Genomic DNA, 17259 nt, shown 5'->3' with positions numbered 1-17259 from the left:
TAATTATTTTAATCGAGAATCAGGAATTATCCGTTGAATTCGCATAAGTAGAGGGTGTCGAACCAAATGTATCCACAAAGTGCTTACGGAAAGTAGGTATATCATTATATCCCACCATCTCAGCCACTTCCTGAACAGCATACACCTTCTGTTTCAGCAGTCCAGCCGCTTTTTTCATACGTACCCCTCTTATCAGCTCTATAATCGTGAAGTCCGTACTCTGCTTTACTTTTCGATACAACGTAGGTTGACTCATATTCATATCTGATGCCAATCGCTTCACATTGAAATCCGCTTCACGGATATTCTCTTCTATAATTTTCACCAACGAAGCAATGAACGGATCTTCCATTTTTACCTCTTCTGTACCCTCATCTGTTTCACTATTACCATGTTCAGGCAACACCAGCAATTTGGTATACATCTGTTTCAGGTTCACACGCCCATTTATCAAATTCCGTACTTTTGCTTTCAGTATACTCGGAGTAAAAGGTTTCAGAATATAATCATCTGCACCCAGTTCAAGTCCTCTGACGATGTCTTCGTCTTCCACCTTCGCTGTCAGCATGATAAACGGAATATGACAAGTATCCAATCCTTCCTTCACCTCCTTGCAGCATTCAAATCCGTCCTTAACGGGCATCATCACATCACAAAGAATCAGGTCCGGCTGCTCCTTGATGGCCATATCCACACCTTCCTGTCCATTGGTAGCCATTATTATGTTATAATCCTTCCCAAACAGAACTTTCAGATAGAGACGGATATCTTTATGATCTTCTACAATCAATAAGTTCTTCTTTGCTCTCGCAACAGCAGGGGTTTCAACAGGTATATGCACCACAGTCTCTTCCGGTCTGGGCACTTCCCGAGGCACTTCTGCCTCAACTACCGGCACTACCGCCTCCTCTACTTCCTTCGGTTCATCCTCTTCCACGAACAAAATATTCGGATCATTTTCCAGCACTTCTTTTCCAATAGGAATATTTACAGTAACCTCCGTTCCTGTTCCTTCTTCACTGTTCAGGCTTATTGAACCATGATGAAACAGAATAACTTGTTCCATCACATCATATCCCAATTCAATCCCTGTCAGATCTGTCTGAAGTTCTTCATCCACTGTCTGCCTGACCTCCTTCACCTGGCTTTTTCCACTATCCGACACAGTAATTGTACAATAAGCTACTCCGTTGTTCACCGTCTCCTGCATTGACAAATGTACTGAACCTGACAGACGTACATGATTGAACGCATTAGAGAGCAGATTATGCAACACAAATCGGATTCTATTACTATCTACCCAGATCTCAAGTTCTTTTTTAGTCTTTTTATCATAATGAAAGTCAATCTGATTCATGCGTACCAGTTCGCTCACCGCAAAAACTACTTTGTCCAAAATCTTATCAGCAGTATTACGAGATACTTCCAGCTTTTCCGCCAAAGGGCGTTGAGTATAAATAGCTAATAACTGATTACATGCATCCAGCATCCCAAGAGAGTTTCTGTATGCCACACGTACCTTCGACAGAATTCTGGTCGACAAATCATTCTCCTGCGACATTTCCTTCAATGGCGCAATAATCAGTGAAAGTGGCGTACGCAATTCCTGTACAAACAACGTGAGCAGCTGATTGCGCATCGCTTCTATTTCTTGTTTTTGTTCTTGTTTCATCTTTGCAAGATTTAGTGTTTCTTTCAGCTCCATCTCACGAGCTTTATGCATCTCACGTTTTTTCCCCTTACGCTCCATGTAATAATATACAATGAAGAGTATCCCTAAAAACAGGGCCATATATCCCAGATAGGCCCAACCTGTTTTCCACCAATGTGTATTCACACGAATAGACATTTCAATCATTTCTCCTTCACTGGCATCCGGATAGATCAGTTTCACTTGCAGTGTATAGTCTCCTACAGGCAGATGTCTGTACGAAATACCATTTTCCAGCGTTCCTATTTTCCATGCCTCATCCGGCAATAACCGATAAGCTATTTTCCGTTGCATCATGCCAAACTGCAAATCTGAAAAATAAAAAGTGAAATCATTATTATCAGCATCAAATACAAACTTCTGCTGCAAATTGGGCGAGGTAGTCAGCAATATCTGCCCATTCCTCTTTTCTCCCACAGGTACAGATTCACCATTTACCCACAATTCCGACACCACCAACCGACTTTTATTTCGGGTACTCTTAGCCATCAATGGGTCAAAATAAATCAATTCTCCCGAATTCCCCCACAGCAACCGACCGTCCCGAAGACGGCATACTTTATCACAATCTCCAAACAAAGCATAATCATAAAATGTAGTCCGGTCATTTCTTATTGTCATAATCCCCGAATTACTTCCCAACCAGGTATTTCCATTCTGATCATCAACCATACAGAAAATATGTCCGCTACTCAAACCATTCATCAAAGTAAACACACTTTCCACTTTATCCTTTTCACGTCCGTCTATGCGAAATATTTTATCAGAGTAAGAAGCAAATATTTGATTGTAACTATTAACATAAATAAAATTTACCGGCGATACATTCAACCCGGCATCCCGTTCATAGTTTCCAAACAAAGTAATATCGGTTCCCTGTACATCAATACGCTTCAATCCAAGATTCGTACCCACCCATATATTTCCTTCTTTATCTTCTGCTACGGCACGCACATCTTTCACCTTCACGCCTTTATCTTCCAATTGTACCAGCCGACTGGTATTTCCTTTGTTATCAAAAAGAATCAGTCCCTCTGCTGTAGCAATCCACAAGCGATTTCTGGAATCCAGGCAGAACTGACGGATAGAAGCTGAAAAATTAGTCCTACCAGCAGGAGCCAACTTATAAGATTCCACCTTTTCTGTTACCGGATCAATATATAAAACTCCGGCATGCTCATCACCCAGCCATAAGCATCCATTTCTATCTTTATAAATCCTGTAGTTCTCGTTTACCTTTATCCCTTTCGTCCATGGTACAAAAGAAGTATTTTCTGAAAGAACCGTTGAAGTACTTCTCCATACTTGTCCTTTATTCGTAGCGATCCACACACAGCCTTTCATATCTTCCTCAATGGCGGTAACATCTGCATTAAACCGTTGTTGCAGACGATTGCATGCATCTTTAGTAAAATCAACTTTAAGTGCCCCACCTCCAAACGTACCTACCCACAACATTCTTTGCGAATCATCCCACAGCAAACTCGTCACTTTTTTCGCCACCTTAAAATTATATGGTTGCTCTACATAATCCATTCTATAAGCGGATTTAGTCAGATCTTTAGAATCGAATTCCAGACGAAACAACCCTGTCCAGGCAGCTACATAATAAGTATTTTCATCCAGACAGATAACATCCGTCACATACGTATCCTGCAATGGCGAATACCCACCCGCCTCATGCAAGGTATGAAATGTTTGCTGTTTGAGATTATAACATTCAATGTTGGCCCTCGACGAACAGATCCACAAATAATCTCCATGTTGATAGAGAGTTGTTATTTTGCTATACTCCGCTTTAAGCATCTCAACTTTTCCGGAGATAACATCATAAATCGCCACTTTCGAATTGTCTACGCTGACAAAAAGAGTCTCACTGCCTATTCCGCATAGTTCTGAAATGTTTCCCTTTACTATAGGCTCAACCGATAAAGTAAATGTAATACACTCCTCTCCCTCCTTTTCAGAACGGACAGCTTTCCCTATATAGAGCCCACTGCTGGTTCCGACACAAACAAAGTCTTTGCTTACTATATATAAAGAGGTGATACTTTTCGTATCAAATGACGAATCAAAGTTTACAGATAGATAAACCTCTTTATTCGTATCAAAGCAGACAATCCCCCGTAAAAGACGGAGGTAAAGCAAACCATCAGTATCTTCTGAAATAGAATAAACGGCATCCAACACCGGTTGTGAAGAAGAATCATAACGAGAAGTCAAAGGGTAATTCAACAATCGAAAACCGTCATAACGACTGAGGCCCATATCTGTAGCAAACCAAACAAATCCTCTCTTTCCGTTATGGATATCATAAATAGTATTGTTATTCAACCCACTATTCATCGTAACAGGAAGCATGTTACCATAAAATGAGAAGGAATAAGAAAAGTACGGAGCCCCCAAAAGGCAGAGTATTAGCAATGAAAATTTAATCAAATGCTGTTTCATCTGTGTGGAAATAGTGATAACTACATTATTATTTATCTGTATCAAAACACAAATATATACAAAATCCATCAGATACAAAACAAATAATAAATAAACTTATATTTATTATCCATATCGAAATGCTCAGTCAAAAAAGCAATGTCTGCATTATCATAATAAAATCCCCTGCAGGCAAAAACCTACAGGGGAATAGTTTGTTCTTGTTTTCGGTGTCCCTCAACTATTTATACAAAAAGAATCAATTGTTTGTTTCAGTGTTCCCCACCTTATTATTTTTTTATCGTACAATAAATAATTACTTGCTATATTTTAATAGTTGAAAACTATATGTTCCTTCTTCTGTCAGAAAATTGTAATTGCCTTTGAATACCACCGGTACTTTCACCAATACATTACCTTCATCTTTTACTTTGAAATACAGGTAGCTTTCTGATTCGAATCCATAGGTATTACCGTCACCACCCTTCACCGGAGAGAGTGACAAACCTTGTGCACGCCAGTCGAATAAATTGGAAGAGAAAGAATAATCAGTACCCCAATAATATACCTTATTATTATCAAAGCTGAATTTTAGCTCAACGCTCAGTGCAAAACCTTCATTCACACTGCTACGGGTAGAAGCCTGATAGTTGCCGGACATGACCACTTTCTCATAACCATTCTCCGAGGTACGTATACAATTGTGTTGAGTATTGCTGTTCTGACGCAAAGCCTCGAGAACATTACGCATATCTTCTGTTGAAACTGATGGAATATTGTCAGCACCTGTAATACTATATGTAACGTTCTCTACGCCATAAGCACTCCTTACTGATTCGAAAAGGGAAGTTTGTTCTACTATGTCATTGTCTGCACTTGTGCAAGAAGTAAAACCAAATACTAATACAATTACGATAAAAGAATAAATAGTCTTCATAATGGGGTCCTCCAATTTTTTTTTATTACTAATACTTGTTTGTTATCACCAAAGTTTGTTTTGTTTGTATTCCTCGTGGGGACCTTCATTTGTTTGTTTCTGATGCAAACGTAAAGACTTTATTTGATTAAAAAAACTTTTTTGAAGAAAAAATGAATGATTCACCCATCTTTTTTGAATGATACACACCCCATACAAGCACTTGGACAGAATATACAACTTATTAAACACCCACCATCTCTGAATTAAACACAAATGAGTACAAAAACACCACCTATAAAAATATGAATTATACACCTATTAATAAGATTAAAATACACACTATACGAAATCATCCCTCCGAAATGATATATCAATTGCAAGAATCACCTCCGAACAAAGATGAATATGCCAATTAAAGGATAAAAAGAATCCGGTTACCTTTGCACTAAAACAAAACAAAACCTACCACGCATAATGGAAAATAAAAGAAAACTGTTTTTATTCGTTTGTTTGTTCGCTTCCACCTTATTATATGGGCAGGTAGTGGGTATAAAAACAAATGTGTTAATGGACATTACCAAAACCATCAATCTCGGAGCTGAAATCGGCTTGAGTAAAAAATCTACTCTGGACCTGTATGCCAACTACAACCCCTGGGAAGACAGTAACAACAAAATGTTCAAGATGCTCGCATTCCAACCGGAATACCGCTATTGGTTCTGCGATCGTTTTAACGGGCATTTCATCGGCATACATGCACACGGAGGCATTTATCAGGTAGCCGGTATCGATATGCCCTGGGGAATCTGGAAGGGCCTGAAAGACCACCGTTACAAAGGACATTTCTATGGCGCCGGTATTTCCTATGGTTACCAATGGATCATGAGTAAACACTGGAATATCGAAGCCAACATCGGTGTAGGTTATGCCCGTGTCAAGTATGAGCAGTTCTCCTGTGTAGAGTGTGGCGGTAAACTTGGCGAAGGCTACAAGAATTATTTCGGCCCAACCAAAGCTTCGCTCAGCTTAATCTATTTATTTTAAACAAACGCTGCAAACGATATGAAAAAAGTAATATACCTCTTATTATTAGTAATATTGCCGAGGCTGAGTGCCCAGGCACAAACTGTGTACAAAGATCAGGTACGTGTTGAGAATCAATCCATCACCCGGAGTGACGACAATCGCCTTACGATTGCCATGGATATCATCATGCAGGCAAACATGAAGATTTCATCCAACCGTTCTGCCACCCTCACCCCGATACTGGAAGCCAACGGTCACACAAAGGCACTTTCTCCGATTGTAATTTACGGACGCCGCCGTGCGCTTGTCAACGAACGTGGCAACACAGTACCCAAAGACGCTTTCGTTATTCTACGTCGCAAACGCAAAACAGAGCAACGAGTTAGTTACCTCGTACAGTTTCCTTACGAAGCCTGGATGCAAAAGGCCAATCTTGTAATGGATGCCGATCTTTGCGGTTGCCGCAATATCGTTGAAGCCAATACACTCGATCCGATTACCACATTAAATATTGAACGCATTAAATTGCAACCGGCCATCGCTTACATCACGCCCAAAGCCGAAGAGGTCAAACATCGTGCTGTGGAAGGTAGTGCTTTCCTCGATTTTCCGGTCAACAAAACAATAATCTATCCGGAATACCGTCGCAATCAGGCTGAATTAGCTAAGATACGCGCCACTATTGATACCATTCGTAACGATAAGAACATCTCCATCACAGGGATTCGCCTCGAAGGATATGCCTCTCCCGAAGGTAGTTACGCCAACAATGATCGTCTGGCCAAAGGTCGTACCGCTGCTCTGCTGAATTATGTACGCAATTACTATGATTTCCCGGAAGGGCTACTCACCATGGCTTCTACTCCCGAAGACTGGGCAGGATTCCGCAAATTTATAACGAACTCTGCACTGCCACAAAAGGAAGAGATCCTACAAATGATTGATTTGGACGAAAAAGACATGGATGCCAAAGAGAAACGCATCGCCCGTCTTGTAGGCCCCGAAACATACCGCTTTTTGCTAAACGAATGCTATCCGGCTTTACGCCACTCAGACTATACAGTGGCATACACCGTACGCGGATTCAATCTTGATGAAGCAAAAGAGATTATCAATACCCATCCGCAACAGCTGAGCCTACAAGAGATATTCAATGTAGCACAAACCTACGAACAGGGTAGCGAAGAGTTTAACCATGCCTTCCAGGTAGCAGCACTTATGTTCCCGAATGACCCGACAGCTAATCTGAACGCAGCAGCTATGGAGATTCAGCGTGGTGGTGATCTTACTATCGCCAAAAAATATCTCACTAAAGCCGATGCTAACGAAGGAGCTACTCAAAACAATTTAGGGGTAATAGCACTGATAGAGGGTGATCTTGATACAGCACAACAATATTTCACTCGTGCCAAAGAAGCAGGAGTATCAGAGGCAGAAGCCAATTTACAGGAAGTAGCCAAACAACGCAACTTCCCGGTAGAATAAAGAAAAGATACTTTTTTTCTCATTTCAAATATCTCAATAAATTGTTTTTAAAGAAACCGCCGGATGAATATTCCCCCATTCATCCGGCGGTTTCTTTTAGTTGTCAAATAAGCAAGTATCCCACTCTCCGAAAAGACAGACCAAAGAACACAAAAGTAACTATCAACCCATACAACCAGCTTATTTTCAGCGATATAAAACCCATTTATATTATATACGCAAGATTGTACACTTTTGCATGTGTTAACTGTACGTTTTTGCACTATAAAAGTGTACTAACATACTTTACAAAAGTGTACAAACTTGCCGAACAGGAATCTGGCGTTAACACTTAGTGTTAATAATATTAATTCAATCCGTCGTATTTTGATACTTATTAAAATCACAACTATCTTTTCAGCACTCCTTCCACCTCCAAAGAACAAAGTCCGGACAAATTCTATTACTTAGTGCTAATACTCTTGTATTCAGCCAACAACAAAGTCTATTTCCTGATTTTAAAAAACCTATTTTAAGGACTCGTTAAATACGTACTTATTGCATAGAAAGGATGGATAGTTTAACTTCAAAAATACTATACCTTATATTCCTAAATACAAAAGCCTCAAATGGAGTGTTAAAAAGCTATTGACAAGGAGACAAGTTAACAGGTTTTGAACATATTTCACCACAGAGTAGCACAGAGTTTTATTATCCGGACAAAACGCAGATTAACGTGAATGATCGTAGATTTAAAATTCCCCCCACATACCATGTTAAATTCATCATCAGATTCTCATTGAATCCAAACAAAAAAAACAGATATAATTCAGCAAAAAAGAATCTGTTTTAGATGAAAAACATGAGTGAGAAATGCGTGAAAACACCCCTGTACCATGAGAATTAAGTCGTATTTCATTCATTTTTGACTGAAATACACACTACAAGAACCCTACTTTACATTTTGCAGAAAACATCGCACATTTTTGAAAAAAACACCAATGAGCGGACTCATGACTTCCCTCTATCTTTGCATTGTCGAAAGACAAGAAGGACATGCCTCTCCTTAAAATATAAAAGCATGAAACTTCTTTTCCTTATATAATAGAAGTTTCTGCAAAACAAAAAAGAGCATAGTTAAAGAACAAAACAATAGTAAACAATAAAACAAACAAAAAACATTTCAAAGAAAAAAGAAACTTTTATTCGGAAGCTCTCTCCTTATTAGATAAGACACTTCCAAATCTACCGAACTCCACACATGAACAGAACCCACATTATTATACTAAATAATAATGTCGCTCTCTCAAAAAAAGTAAGGACCGCACTCCTTGAAAGTGCAAAATCAAAAACAAGAATCAAAAAGTATTAATATTTAATTTTATAGATTATGAAACTAAGAAGTTTATTTTTAGCAGGATTAGCAGTAATGGCTATGGCATCTTGTAGCAATGAAGATGATGCAATCGTTAATGGTGGTGAAAATGCAGCAAAAGATGCAGCATTACAATTCTCAATTGGTTTTCCTCAAACCACAAGAGCTACAACAGCATCAGGAGACAAGTCAGATGAGGGTTTAAGTTGCGAGCAAAAAGTAAACACAATCTCCTTTGTGTTAAAATACAACGATAACACCCCTACAGCTGTTTATGACTTTGACAATAACACTGAAGCAGCTCCTGGCTTTACTCAAGAAGGCCTAATTATTAAGACCGAAAAAGTTGAAGTAAATTCAGGTATTGCAAAAATATTTGTATTCATTAATCCTGTAACAAAGATTACTACTGAAAATTACGCAAATCTTCAAGAAACTGCTACATATAGCAATATGGATGATTTAGGTGATATTGCTAATCCAAAAGATTCAAAATTCTTAATGTTTGGAGAAGGTTCATGTACAATCAAAGGTGGTCAAGACAATGAAGCCGATGTTACTGTATCCCGTATTGCTGCAAAACTTGCAGAACAAACAGCAAAAGATAAAGAGTTTACTATTGAAAATAGTACAGATAAATTCGGTTCTACAATCAAAGTAAAATTATCAGAATATTCATATGTAAATTTGAACAAAACTACTAACGTCACAAATAGTACTACCATTTTTACTCCGGCAAATACAGGATATTTCCAATATTTTAAAGAAGAACAAGCTTATCAAACATTTGATGGACTTACTACGATCAAAGAAATGAATGTTGAGGAAGCTAATAAAGTAACTTATTGCTTAGAGAACAATAATGCAGCAGCTCCTACTATGATACTTTACAAAGCTCAAATTACAGAATTCCCCAACTATACAGAGGGTAACAACTTCTACATAGATGCTGACGGTATATTGTATCCAAGTTTTGATGTTATGAATGCTAAAGACGGCAAATTCTTTGGTCAATTAACAAATAAAGAAATATATACCGGAATAGATAATCAAACAGCATTAAGCGATAACAGTTCTTACGAAGATTTCAATAAATATGGTATTCAAAAATACACAAAAGGAATTTGTTACTACAGAGCAGAAATAAAAACAGGTGCTGAAACTAAGATTGTTCATAATAACTATTACAAATTATCAGTATCAAAAATTACAGAGTTAGGTGATCCAGGTACTAATATCCCGACTCCAGGTAATCCACTTACTTATCTGAAACTTAACATAACAGTTGCACCTTGGACTGTTTGGAATAACGATATTATTCTCTAATTGCATCACACATAAACAAACTCCAAGCGGGGGAACAAGAAGTTCCCTCCTCCTTCTTTCCCCCGCTTCTCTTTTTTCTCTCAAGGTTTGATACCTAAAGATCCCAAACAAGACAATAAGCTCATAGCAAAAAATAAAGAAAGCATGAAACGAATACTCACTACCATACAAAAAGAAGCAAACAAAATACTGCTACTAACAGTATTGGCTGGTGCAATGGCATCCTGTGATTCTATCCTGGACTTCGAAGAAGGCGATTGCAGCATCGAATACCGCGTAAAGTTTGTGTATGACAGAAACATGGCTTTTGAAGATGCTTTCGCAAAAGAAGTAAAAACTGTAACACTATATGCCTTCGACGACGAAGGAAAATTCGTCTATCAGAAGACAGAAGAAGGTGAAGACAGATTAGGAACCGGAGAATACACGATGTCTGTAGACATCGAGCCGGGCGACTATCACCTCGTAACCTGGGCCGGACTGGATGACCAGTCTTTCGCCGTCCCTTTGATGACTGCCAACTCCAGAATTGAAGACCTCACCGCATTGACTTTACGTAATAAAGAATCTCAAACTCGTGCTAACGGCGAAGAAGGAAAATACATCGTAAAAGATCCGCTCTCACCCCTCTGGCACGGAGAAGTTACCAAGCAATCATTCACTCGCAGCGGCAGACAGAATATCGTTACCGTTCCTTTGACAAAAAATACCAATACCATACGTGTTGTAATTGCACAAGTCAATCAAAATCCCGATAAACCTATCACCCGTGCCAACGCTATCAGTAAAGAGCGGTTTTCATATACCCTCTATGATGACAACGGCTGGATGAACTACGATAATACACTGCTGAAAGACAACCTGCTTACCTATCTTCCCTATGTCACAGAAGATACAAGCATTAGCACACGTGCTTTCAGTGCAGATGGTACTACAGAAAGTGAATATCCTGCAGCTGTAGCCGAAATTAGTGTAGGACGTCTGCTCAAAACCCAAAAGCCGGAACTGAGAATTGTAGACCAGCAAACAAACAAGAATTTACTTGCCAATGGTTCACTGATCGGATATCTGAGCCTACTGCAACCAAGCCAACTCAATATGCCCCTCGAAGAATATCTGGATCGCGAAGATAATTTCGGAATGATTTTCTTCGTCGACGAGAACATGACACTGATCAGTACCAAAATTCAGATCAATGACTGGATCGTGAACATAAACGACTTCGAACTCTAAAAAGAACAAAGCAATGAGATATTCAAAACTAACATATTGTCTGTTGGCATTCCTCTGCCTGGCTACTACATCCTGTATACAGAATGAGCTGATAGAAGAGTACCCTATAGAACAAGAGAATCCGGTTCAGGTTCATCTCACGTTGAATATGCCACAGGCTACTTCAACAGACATTCAAGCCGGTACAGCAGGCGAACAGTATATAAATGATGTACATGTATATGTTTTCAGTCAAAATGGTTCTTTTATAGAAAAAGCCAGCAAAGTATATATCAGCGGAACAGATGGAGATGCTACCCGTACCATCATTGGAGTACTGGAAAGTGATTACCAACATCAGAGTAACGGTATAGAAATAGTAGTACTTACTAATTTGACGGCAAGAAGTATAACGGCTCCGATTTCGGTAGTAAACAAAAAAGCCCTATACAACCAATTGGAATATGCATATACCTCTGGTCAAGGTGATTGGGTATTTCCAACACAGGGCACTAATAAGAAGTATATCCCGATGTGGGGCACTTGTTCTCTTGATGCCATTCAAGAAAAGAATATCAATCAAGCAAGCTTATCACTCATAAGAGCCATCGCAAAAGTAGACGTAACACTGAATAGTGGAACCGGGTTTGATCACTTTAAATTAAAAACAGTCAAAGTATGCAATTACAATACAAAAGGATATTGTATACCTGTCAGTGATGAAACAATGACTACTCCTTCCATACCTCAGAGTGCTTTAATGCAAGGAAATATAACATTCACAGCAACCACCGATGAGCAAAAAGCTGGCATACAAAATAAAATCTACATCCCCGAGTATAAGAATAAAGGTGTAAGCGACAACCAAGTTTCCTATCTTGAGATAACAGGTGAACTGACTACATCACTCTCGGAAACAATACAGAAAACCTACAGAATAGATTTTAAGGTAAACGGCAAAGGAGATACCTTTGATATACTTCGAAACAATTGGTATAAATTCAATATCACAAGTATAAGCCAGGATGTTGATGTAGAGACTCAATGTAGCTACGAAGTAGAAAGATGGGACTATATTAATGTAGATGTACCACCATTTAATTAAAGGAGAATTTACGCATGAAAAAGCAAAACAATATATTTGCATACGCAAAACAGACATTCAGCCTTATACTGGTAATTCTTTTCTGTACAGCCTGTTCAGACGAAACCTATCAGGACGAAAACCAAGTGGAAGAAGGGATACCGGTAGAAGTTGATTTCCAATTCAACACATCGGAGATGCAGAAAATCAATACACGGCTCAGCGATGCCGGAGAATTTCAGGTAAATGACTTATATCTGTTTATTTTCAATTCTCAAGGTAAAAAAAAGCAAGGTAGCCACTATTATAATAGTGATGCACTAACCGGTTTTGGGCATACCAATGGAGATCAATCCTCTCCAACCAAGGGTACAATAACAGGCATACAAACCACCAGTGGAAAAAGTTATATTTATGGCATAGCCAATGTTGAAGGTAATGAGTTATATAGAAACGGAGAATTAAAAGCTAAACTGGATCGAGTTAATTCAGTCAATGAATTAAAAGCTATTTTTACAACATTAAATAATGATGGAAATATAAACCGCGAAACTCCCCGTTTACTAATGAGCGGAACATTTGAAAGTGCGGATAACACTATAACAAACGAAGCAAAGGTAGAAGGTACCTGTTATATACCTGTTCGTGGTGGTGCTATAAATGGAACTTTACGCCTATGCCGTTTGGACTCTCATATCCAATTTAAAATTAATTTAGGAGACAAAATAGAGAAATTTGAATTGACAAGTTGGCAAGTTTACAACATTCCTACCAGCTCTTACCTTATAGCTCATACTAACAATTATCCTGAAACAACTTATTCAAACAGTGGAGAACAAAACAGTGGCATTACTATAAATAACAATGTATATTCTTTTGGTTTCTACATGCAGGAAAATCTAAAAGAAGCCATAACACAGGATAGAGAGGGAAATATTCTCTCTAAATATACAGATAGAGAAAAAGAATATAAAAACGAAAACGGAGAAAATACAGGTGAATACAGGCATGTAGAAAAAAATGCTACCTATGTAGAGATAAAAGCCAAAATGAATATAAAAAATGCATCAAATCCGGATGGAATAAGGACTGCGGAGGTTAAATATATCATACATTTAGGAGGAGGAGCAGATGACATTGAGAACTTCAAAAGCAAACGTAACAAAAAATACACTTACAATGTTACAATCAACGACGTAGAGAGCATTATTGTTGAAGTACAAGGTGGTGAAGATAAAGAAGGTGCCAATCCGGGAGTTGAAGGCGATGTAGTAGATGCTAAGACCATTGTATACTCTTTGGATGCCCACTACAATTGCATCAATTTAGGATTTACTTACGAAGAAATCAAAGAGTTGTCATTCATCATACAATCGCCATTTGCTGATGATGCAATATATAGTGAAACAAATAAACTGCCAGGAACAGAAAAAGAAGCAGGAGATTACAAATGGATTAAACTCCAAAGAACAACAGATGCACAAACATTGGCAAAATACAGAGAAAAGGGAACAACTCCTATCTATTTGTATGATTTAAAAAAAGACATGGAATCCCGTGGAGCAAGTTCAAAATATAATCAAAAAAAGACTTATTATTACACAATCTTCATAGATGAATATTATTATGATACTCCCCCCACAGACAAAGCTGCCAAAGAATGGACGGACAAAAGTCATTACTGGAAGTATTTTGTGAATAAAGAGAACCGTAAACTACTATTATTCCTCTCACCCCAATACAGTGCAGACAAAGAAAGTAGTTATTCGGAAGCCAAATATATGTTTACCCAAAGATCAATTCAGACTTATTACAGTACTACCGACCTAAACGACGATGGAAATGCTTTGGGTATGGAACATGTGAATGAAACGGGGGCACCATCCTGGAAGTTAACAAGCAGTAACAGGCCATATGGCGACCAGGCCAGTAATACTTTTGGACACGATACATATGGTTCATGGTCTGTGGATAATGGATTTTACAATACATATAGTTACATAAAAAACAGTACGTGGGATTCATATATAACATATACTGCTGATGCCAAAGGATATACATATACCATGAAGGATATTGCAGCTATAGCCGAATGCCTCTCCAGAAATAGAGACGAAAATGGAAATGGAACTATTGACATGGATGAAGTGAAATGGTATTTGCCAGCCAGTGCACAATTAATGAGTATGTTTTTAGGTGCAAAAAGTTTACCGACTCCATTATTTGACGATAGTTCTATCACAAGTGGAGTAACCGGTGACGACTCCCGCTATCATTACATCACAAGTGACGGATTAAAAATCTGGTCAGAAGAAGGATGCTCTTTTAGTGGTTTTAGAGGAGGTACCGAAGGAAATACCAAGTTCAATTCTCCACAGCAACTAAGATGTGTCCGCAATTTGGGTTTAACCAATGCAAATGCAGATCAAAAGGCTAAGACAGTATCACCTGCCTATACAAAGAGTAACAATAATTTCAGAATGAGTTATATGACCCCTCAAAACATACGACCGGGAAAAGTAGAAACAGAATTAGAACGTCATGATAATTTTAGTGATACTAACAGGCCTTACAAAGCATTTCAAATGGCAAACAGTTTTGTAGATCAAAGAGAGGGGAGTAACGTTGTATGGAAAAGTATTTTTGATATTGACACCTATCATAATAGTAAATGCAAAAACTACACAGAAAGTGGTTATAAATGGAGAGCTCCTAATCAGCGCGAGTTAATGATCATGTTTCTCAATGATAAAACGAACGTTATTCATTCATATGATTATGATTATTATAGCGGAGGATATAAATATACTGACAGATCCTTTTCCCGTACCCATTGGAGATTCGGAGATACTAATATAGATAAAAAGAGACACTTTGGTATAGATGGAGAAGTTTTATTCTTAGACAACTATAATAAGTCTTATCAGATGACTATACGTTGTGTACGCGATATAGATTAACAATCAATAAAATACAATATTATGGAAATACTCGATATCTTAACTCGCGAATCAGAAAATACACAGCAAGTGTATCTGTACGAAGAAGAAGGTCACTGGTATGCCTATGAACGTTCTGCACAACTTATAAAACAGTTATTTAAAGGACTTGTAAAAATCAAACAATTTGTGAACACAACGTATGATATTATACTTGACCGCGTAGAAATTGACTTAGGTACACTTATTGAGAAATGTCCTATCACCTTGTGCTCCGATTCGGAAATGATGATAGAATATCCTAAATCATGATAAAGATCATCCCTTTTTAACAAGAATATATTGTTTGTTTTGTTTGTGTTCCTCATCCCACTTACCAATACCGTCTGAGAAGATAGTGGTAAGTGGGTGGGGATTTTCAACATTTATCACACAGGCAATAAGATAAGAAGTATTATCTTTGCTTAGTAATTTATACAATCCACAAATAATCAGAAGCTATGAAAGGAAAAAGCGGAAGAAGAAAAGGTTGAAACAAAGGAGCCTAAAACAAAAAAGAAAGTCAGTAAAACACTTGAAGCTGCAAGAAAACTGAAGGGAAGTCTTATTGTAAATGACACAAAGTTTTTATTATAGAACAATGAGATATTTGATAGACACAAATATTTTTGTGTATTTGGCAACCGATGTAGATTCTTTAAGTAGAGATGTATTATCTTTACTCGAAGAACCGAATACTTTATTGTATATCAGCGTAGAATCAGTGCGTGAATTGATTGTAGGATATAGAAATAAAGGACTGTGTTCCAAACGTTGAAACTCTATAGAAGAAATGGTCACTGCCATCGAGAAAGAATATTATATCAAAAATACTCCCCTTAAAAGGGAGCATATGGGTATTTATGCCCATATGGAAATCAATGAGAGCCAAGGACATAAGGATCCTTCAGATCATGTTATTATAGCACATGCATTAACTGAACATTTACCACTTATATCAAGCGACACGCGTTTTGAGCTTTACCGTAAACAAGGACTCGATCTGATCGTCAACAAGAAATGAAGATCCCCCTGACAATATCGTCGACGGATATAATGGTAAGTGGGTGGAGATTTATTATAAAATATATAGGTTCGTATCCGCTAAAGTTGTATATTTGAAAAGTAAAATAACAACAAATCACTAATACAAACGCCATGAGTAGTAATATTTTTCTAATCATCGCACTTGTCACAACAGGTATTTTCGTTGTTCAGTTCATTCTATCCATCTTTTTTGGTGATTTTGATGCTGACGCAGATATTGACACAGACATAGGCAGTGTAGTTTCTTTCAAAGGGTTAACTCATTTTGGTATCGGATTTGGATGGTATATGTATCTGCAACAAAGTACAGATGCAACAGCATATATTATTGGCATACTCGTCGGATTGCTATTCGTATTTGCTGTGTGGTATCTCTACAAAAAAGCTTATCAGCTACAACAAGACAACCACTCAGAAAAAACAGAACAGCTTGTAGGGCGGGAATGCACTATCTACTTCAGCCGGGGCGAAGGAAAATATACCGTACAGGTGAAACGTGATGGCGCAATGAGAGAAGTGGATGTCATATCTGAATCAGCCAAGAATTACCAAACAGGAGATAAAACTGTTATTGCCTCTTATAAAGAAGGAGCGCTTTATATTAGTTGACAGTGGACAATGGACAGTTGACAATGGACAGTGGACAGTGAAAATCTTAAGAACTCAGAAACTCAAATAACTTAAAAA

Annotated in this window: 11 protein-coding genes; 9 read left to right on the top strand and 2 right to left on the bottom strand. The window is 38.0% G+C overall.

What is annotated here, in order from left to right; translation table 11 throughout:
• Positions 1–19 precede the first annotated feature (19 nt).
• Positions 20–4162 (bottom strand): two-component regulator propeller domain-containing protein, encoded by a 4143-nt coding sequence (locus tag ACESQI_RS15745; protein WP_373126550.1) that lies wholly within the window; start codon positions 4160–4162, stop codon positions 20–22.
• Positions 4163–4457: 295 nt separating this feature from the next.
• Positions 4458–5078 carry a DUF5033 domain-containing protein gene (locus tag ACESQI_RS15740; RefSeq protein WP_234130760.1) on the bottom strand — a complete coding sequence of 207 codons (621 nt, stop codon included), beginning with the start codon at positions 5076–5078 and terminating at the stop codon, positions 4458–4460.
• A gap of 456 nt (positions 5079–5534) precedes the next feature.
• Here ACESQI_RS15740 and ACESQI_RS15735 point away from each other — a divergent pair, with 456 nt between their 5' ends.
• From ACESQI_RS15735 to ACESQI_RS15695, 9 genes are all read left to right on the top strand, one after another.
• Complete coding sequence (locus ACESQI_RS15735) at positions 5535–6104, top strand: DUF3575 domain-containing protein (RefSeq protein ID WP_002559414.1); 570 nt, start codon at positions 5535–5537, stop codon at positions 6102–6104.
• An 18-nt stretch (positions 6105–6122) separates the two neighbouring features.
• Complete coding sequence (locus tag ACESQI_RS15730; protein ID WP_007484206.1) at positions 6123–7571, top strand: DUF3868 domain-containing protein; 1449 nt, start codon at positions 6123–6125, stop codon at positions 7569–7571.
• Between the two features lie 1369 nt (positions 7572–8940).
• Entirely contained in the window at positions 8941–10251 is a 1311-nt protein-coding gene (locus ACESQI_RS15725) for an Mfa1 family fimbria major subunit (RefSeq protein WP_373126545.1), read from the top strand.
• Positions 10252–10395: 144 nt separating this feature from the next.
• Positions 10396–11484, top strand: a complete 1089-nt coding sequence (locus ACESQI_RS15720; protein WP_002559411.1) for a FimB/Mfa2 family fimbrial subunit — start codon at positions 10396–10398, stop codon at positions 11482–11484.
• Between the two features lie 13 nt (positions 11485–11497).
• Positions 11498–12568, top strand: coding sequence for a FimB/Mfa2 family fimbrial subunit (locus ACESQI_RS15715; RefSeq protein WP_007484202.1), 1071 nt, complete (start codon positions 11498–11500; stop codon positions 12566–12568).
• Between the two features lie 14 nt (positions 12569–12582).
• Entirely contained in the window at positions 12583–15507 is a 2925-nt protein-coding gene (locus tag ACESQI_RS15710; RefSeq protein ID WP_007484199.1) for a DUF4906 domain-containing protein, read from the top strand.
• A 21-nt stretch (positions 15508–15528) separates the two neighbouring features.
• The gene (locus ACESQI_RS15705) at positions 15529–15798 is read left to right on the top strand and encodes a hypothetical protein (RefSeq protein WP_007484197.1); all 270 of its coding nucleotides are present in this window, start codon (positions 15529–15531) and stop codon (positions 15796–15798) included.
• 520 nt (positions 15799–16318) lie between these two features.
• Positions 16319–16549, top strand: coding sequence for a hypothetical protein (locus ACESQI_RS15700; RefSeq protein WP_044166158.1), 231 nt, complete (start codon positions 16319–16321; stop codon positions 16547–16549).
• Positions 16550–16683: 134 nt separating this feature from the next.
• The gene (locus ACESQI_RS15695; RefSeq protein WP_007484191.1) at positions 16684–17181 is read left to right on the top strand and encodes a hypothetical protein; all 498 of its coding nucleotides are present in this window, start codon (positions 16684–16686) and stop codon (positions 17179–17181) included.
• Positions 17182–17259: the final 78 nt, after the last annotated feature.

Origin of the sequence: Bacteroides sp. HPS0048 (assembly GCF_964240755.1) — a bacterium.
Taxonomy (GTDB): Bacteria; Bacteroidota; Bacteroidia; order Bacteroidales; family Bacteroidaceae; genus Bacteroides; species Bacteroides nordii.
Note: the sequence above shows the minus strand (reverse complement) of the source record. Positions and strands in the feature narration are given on the sequence as shown.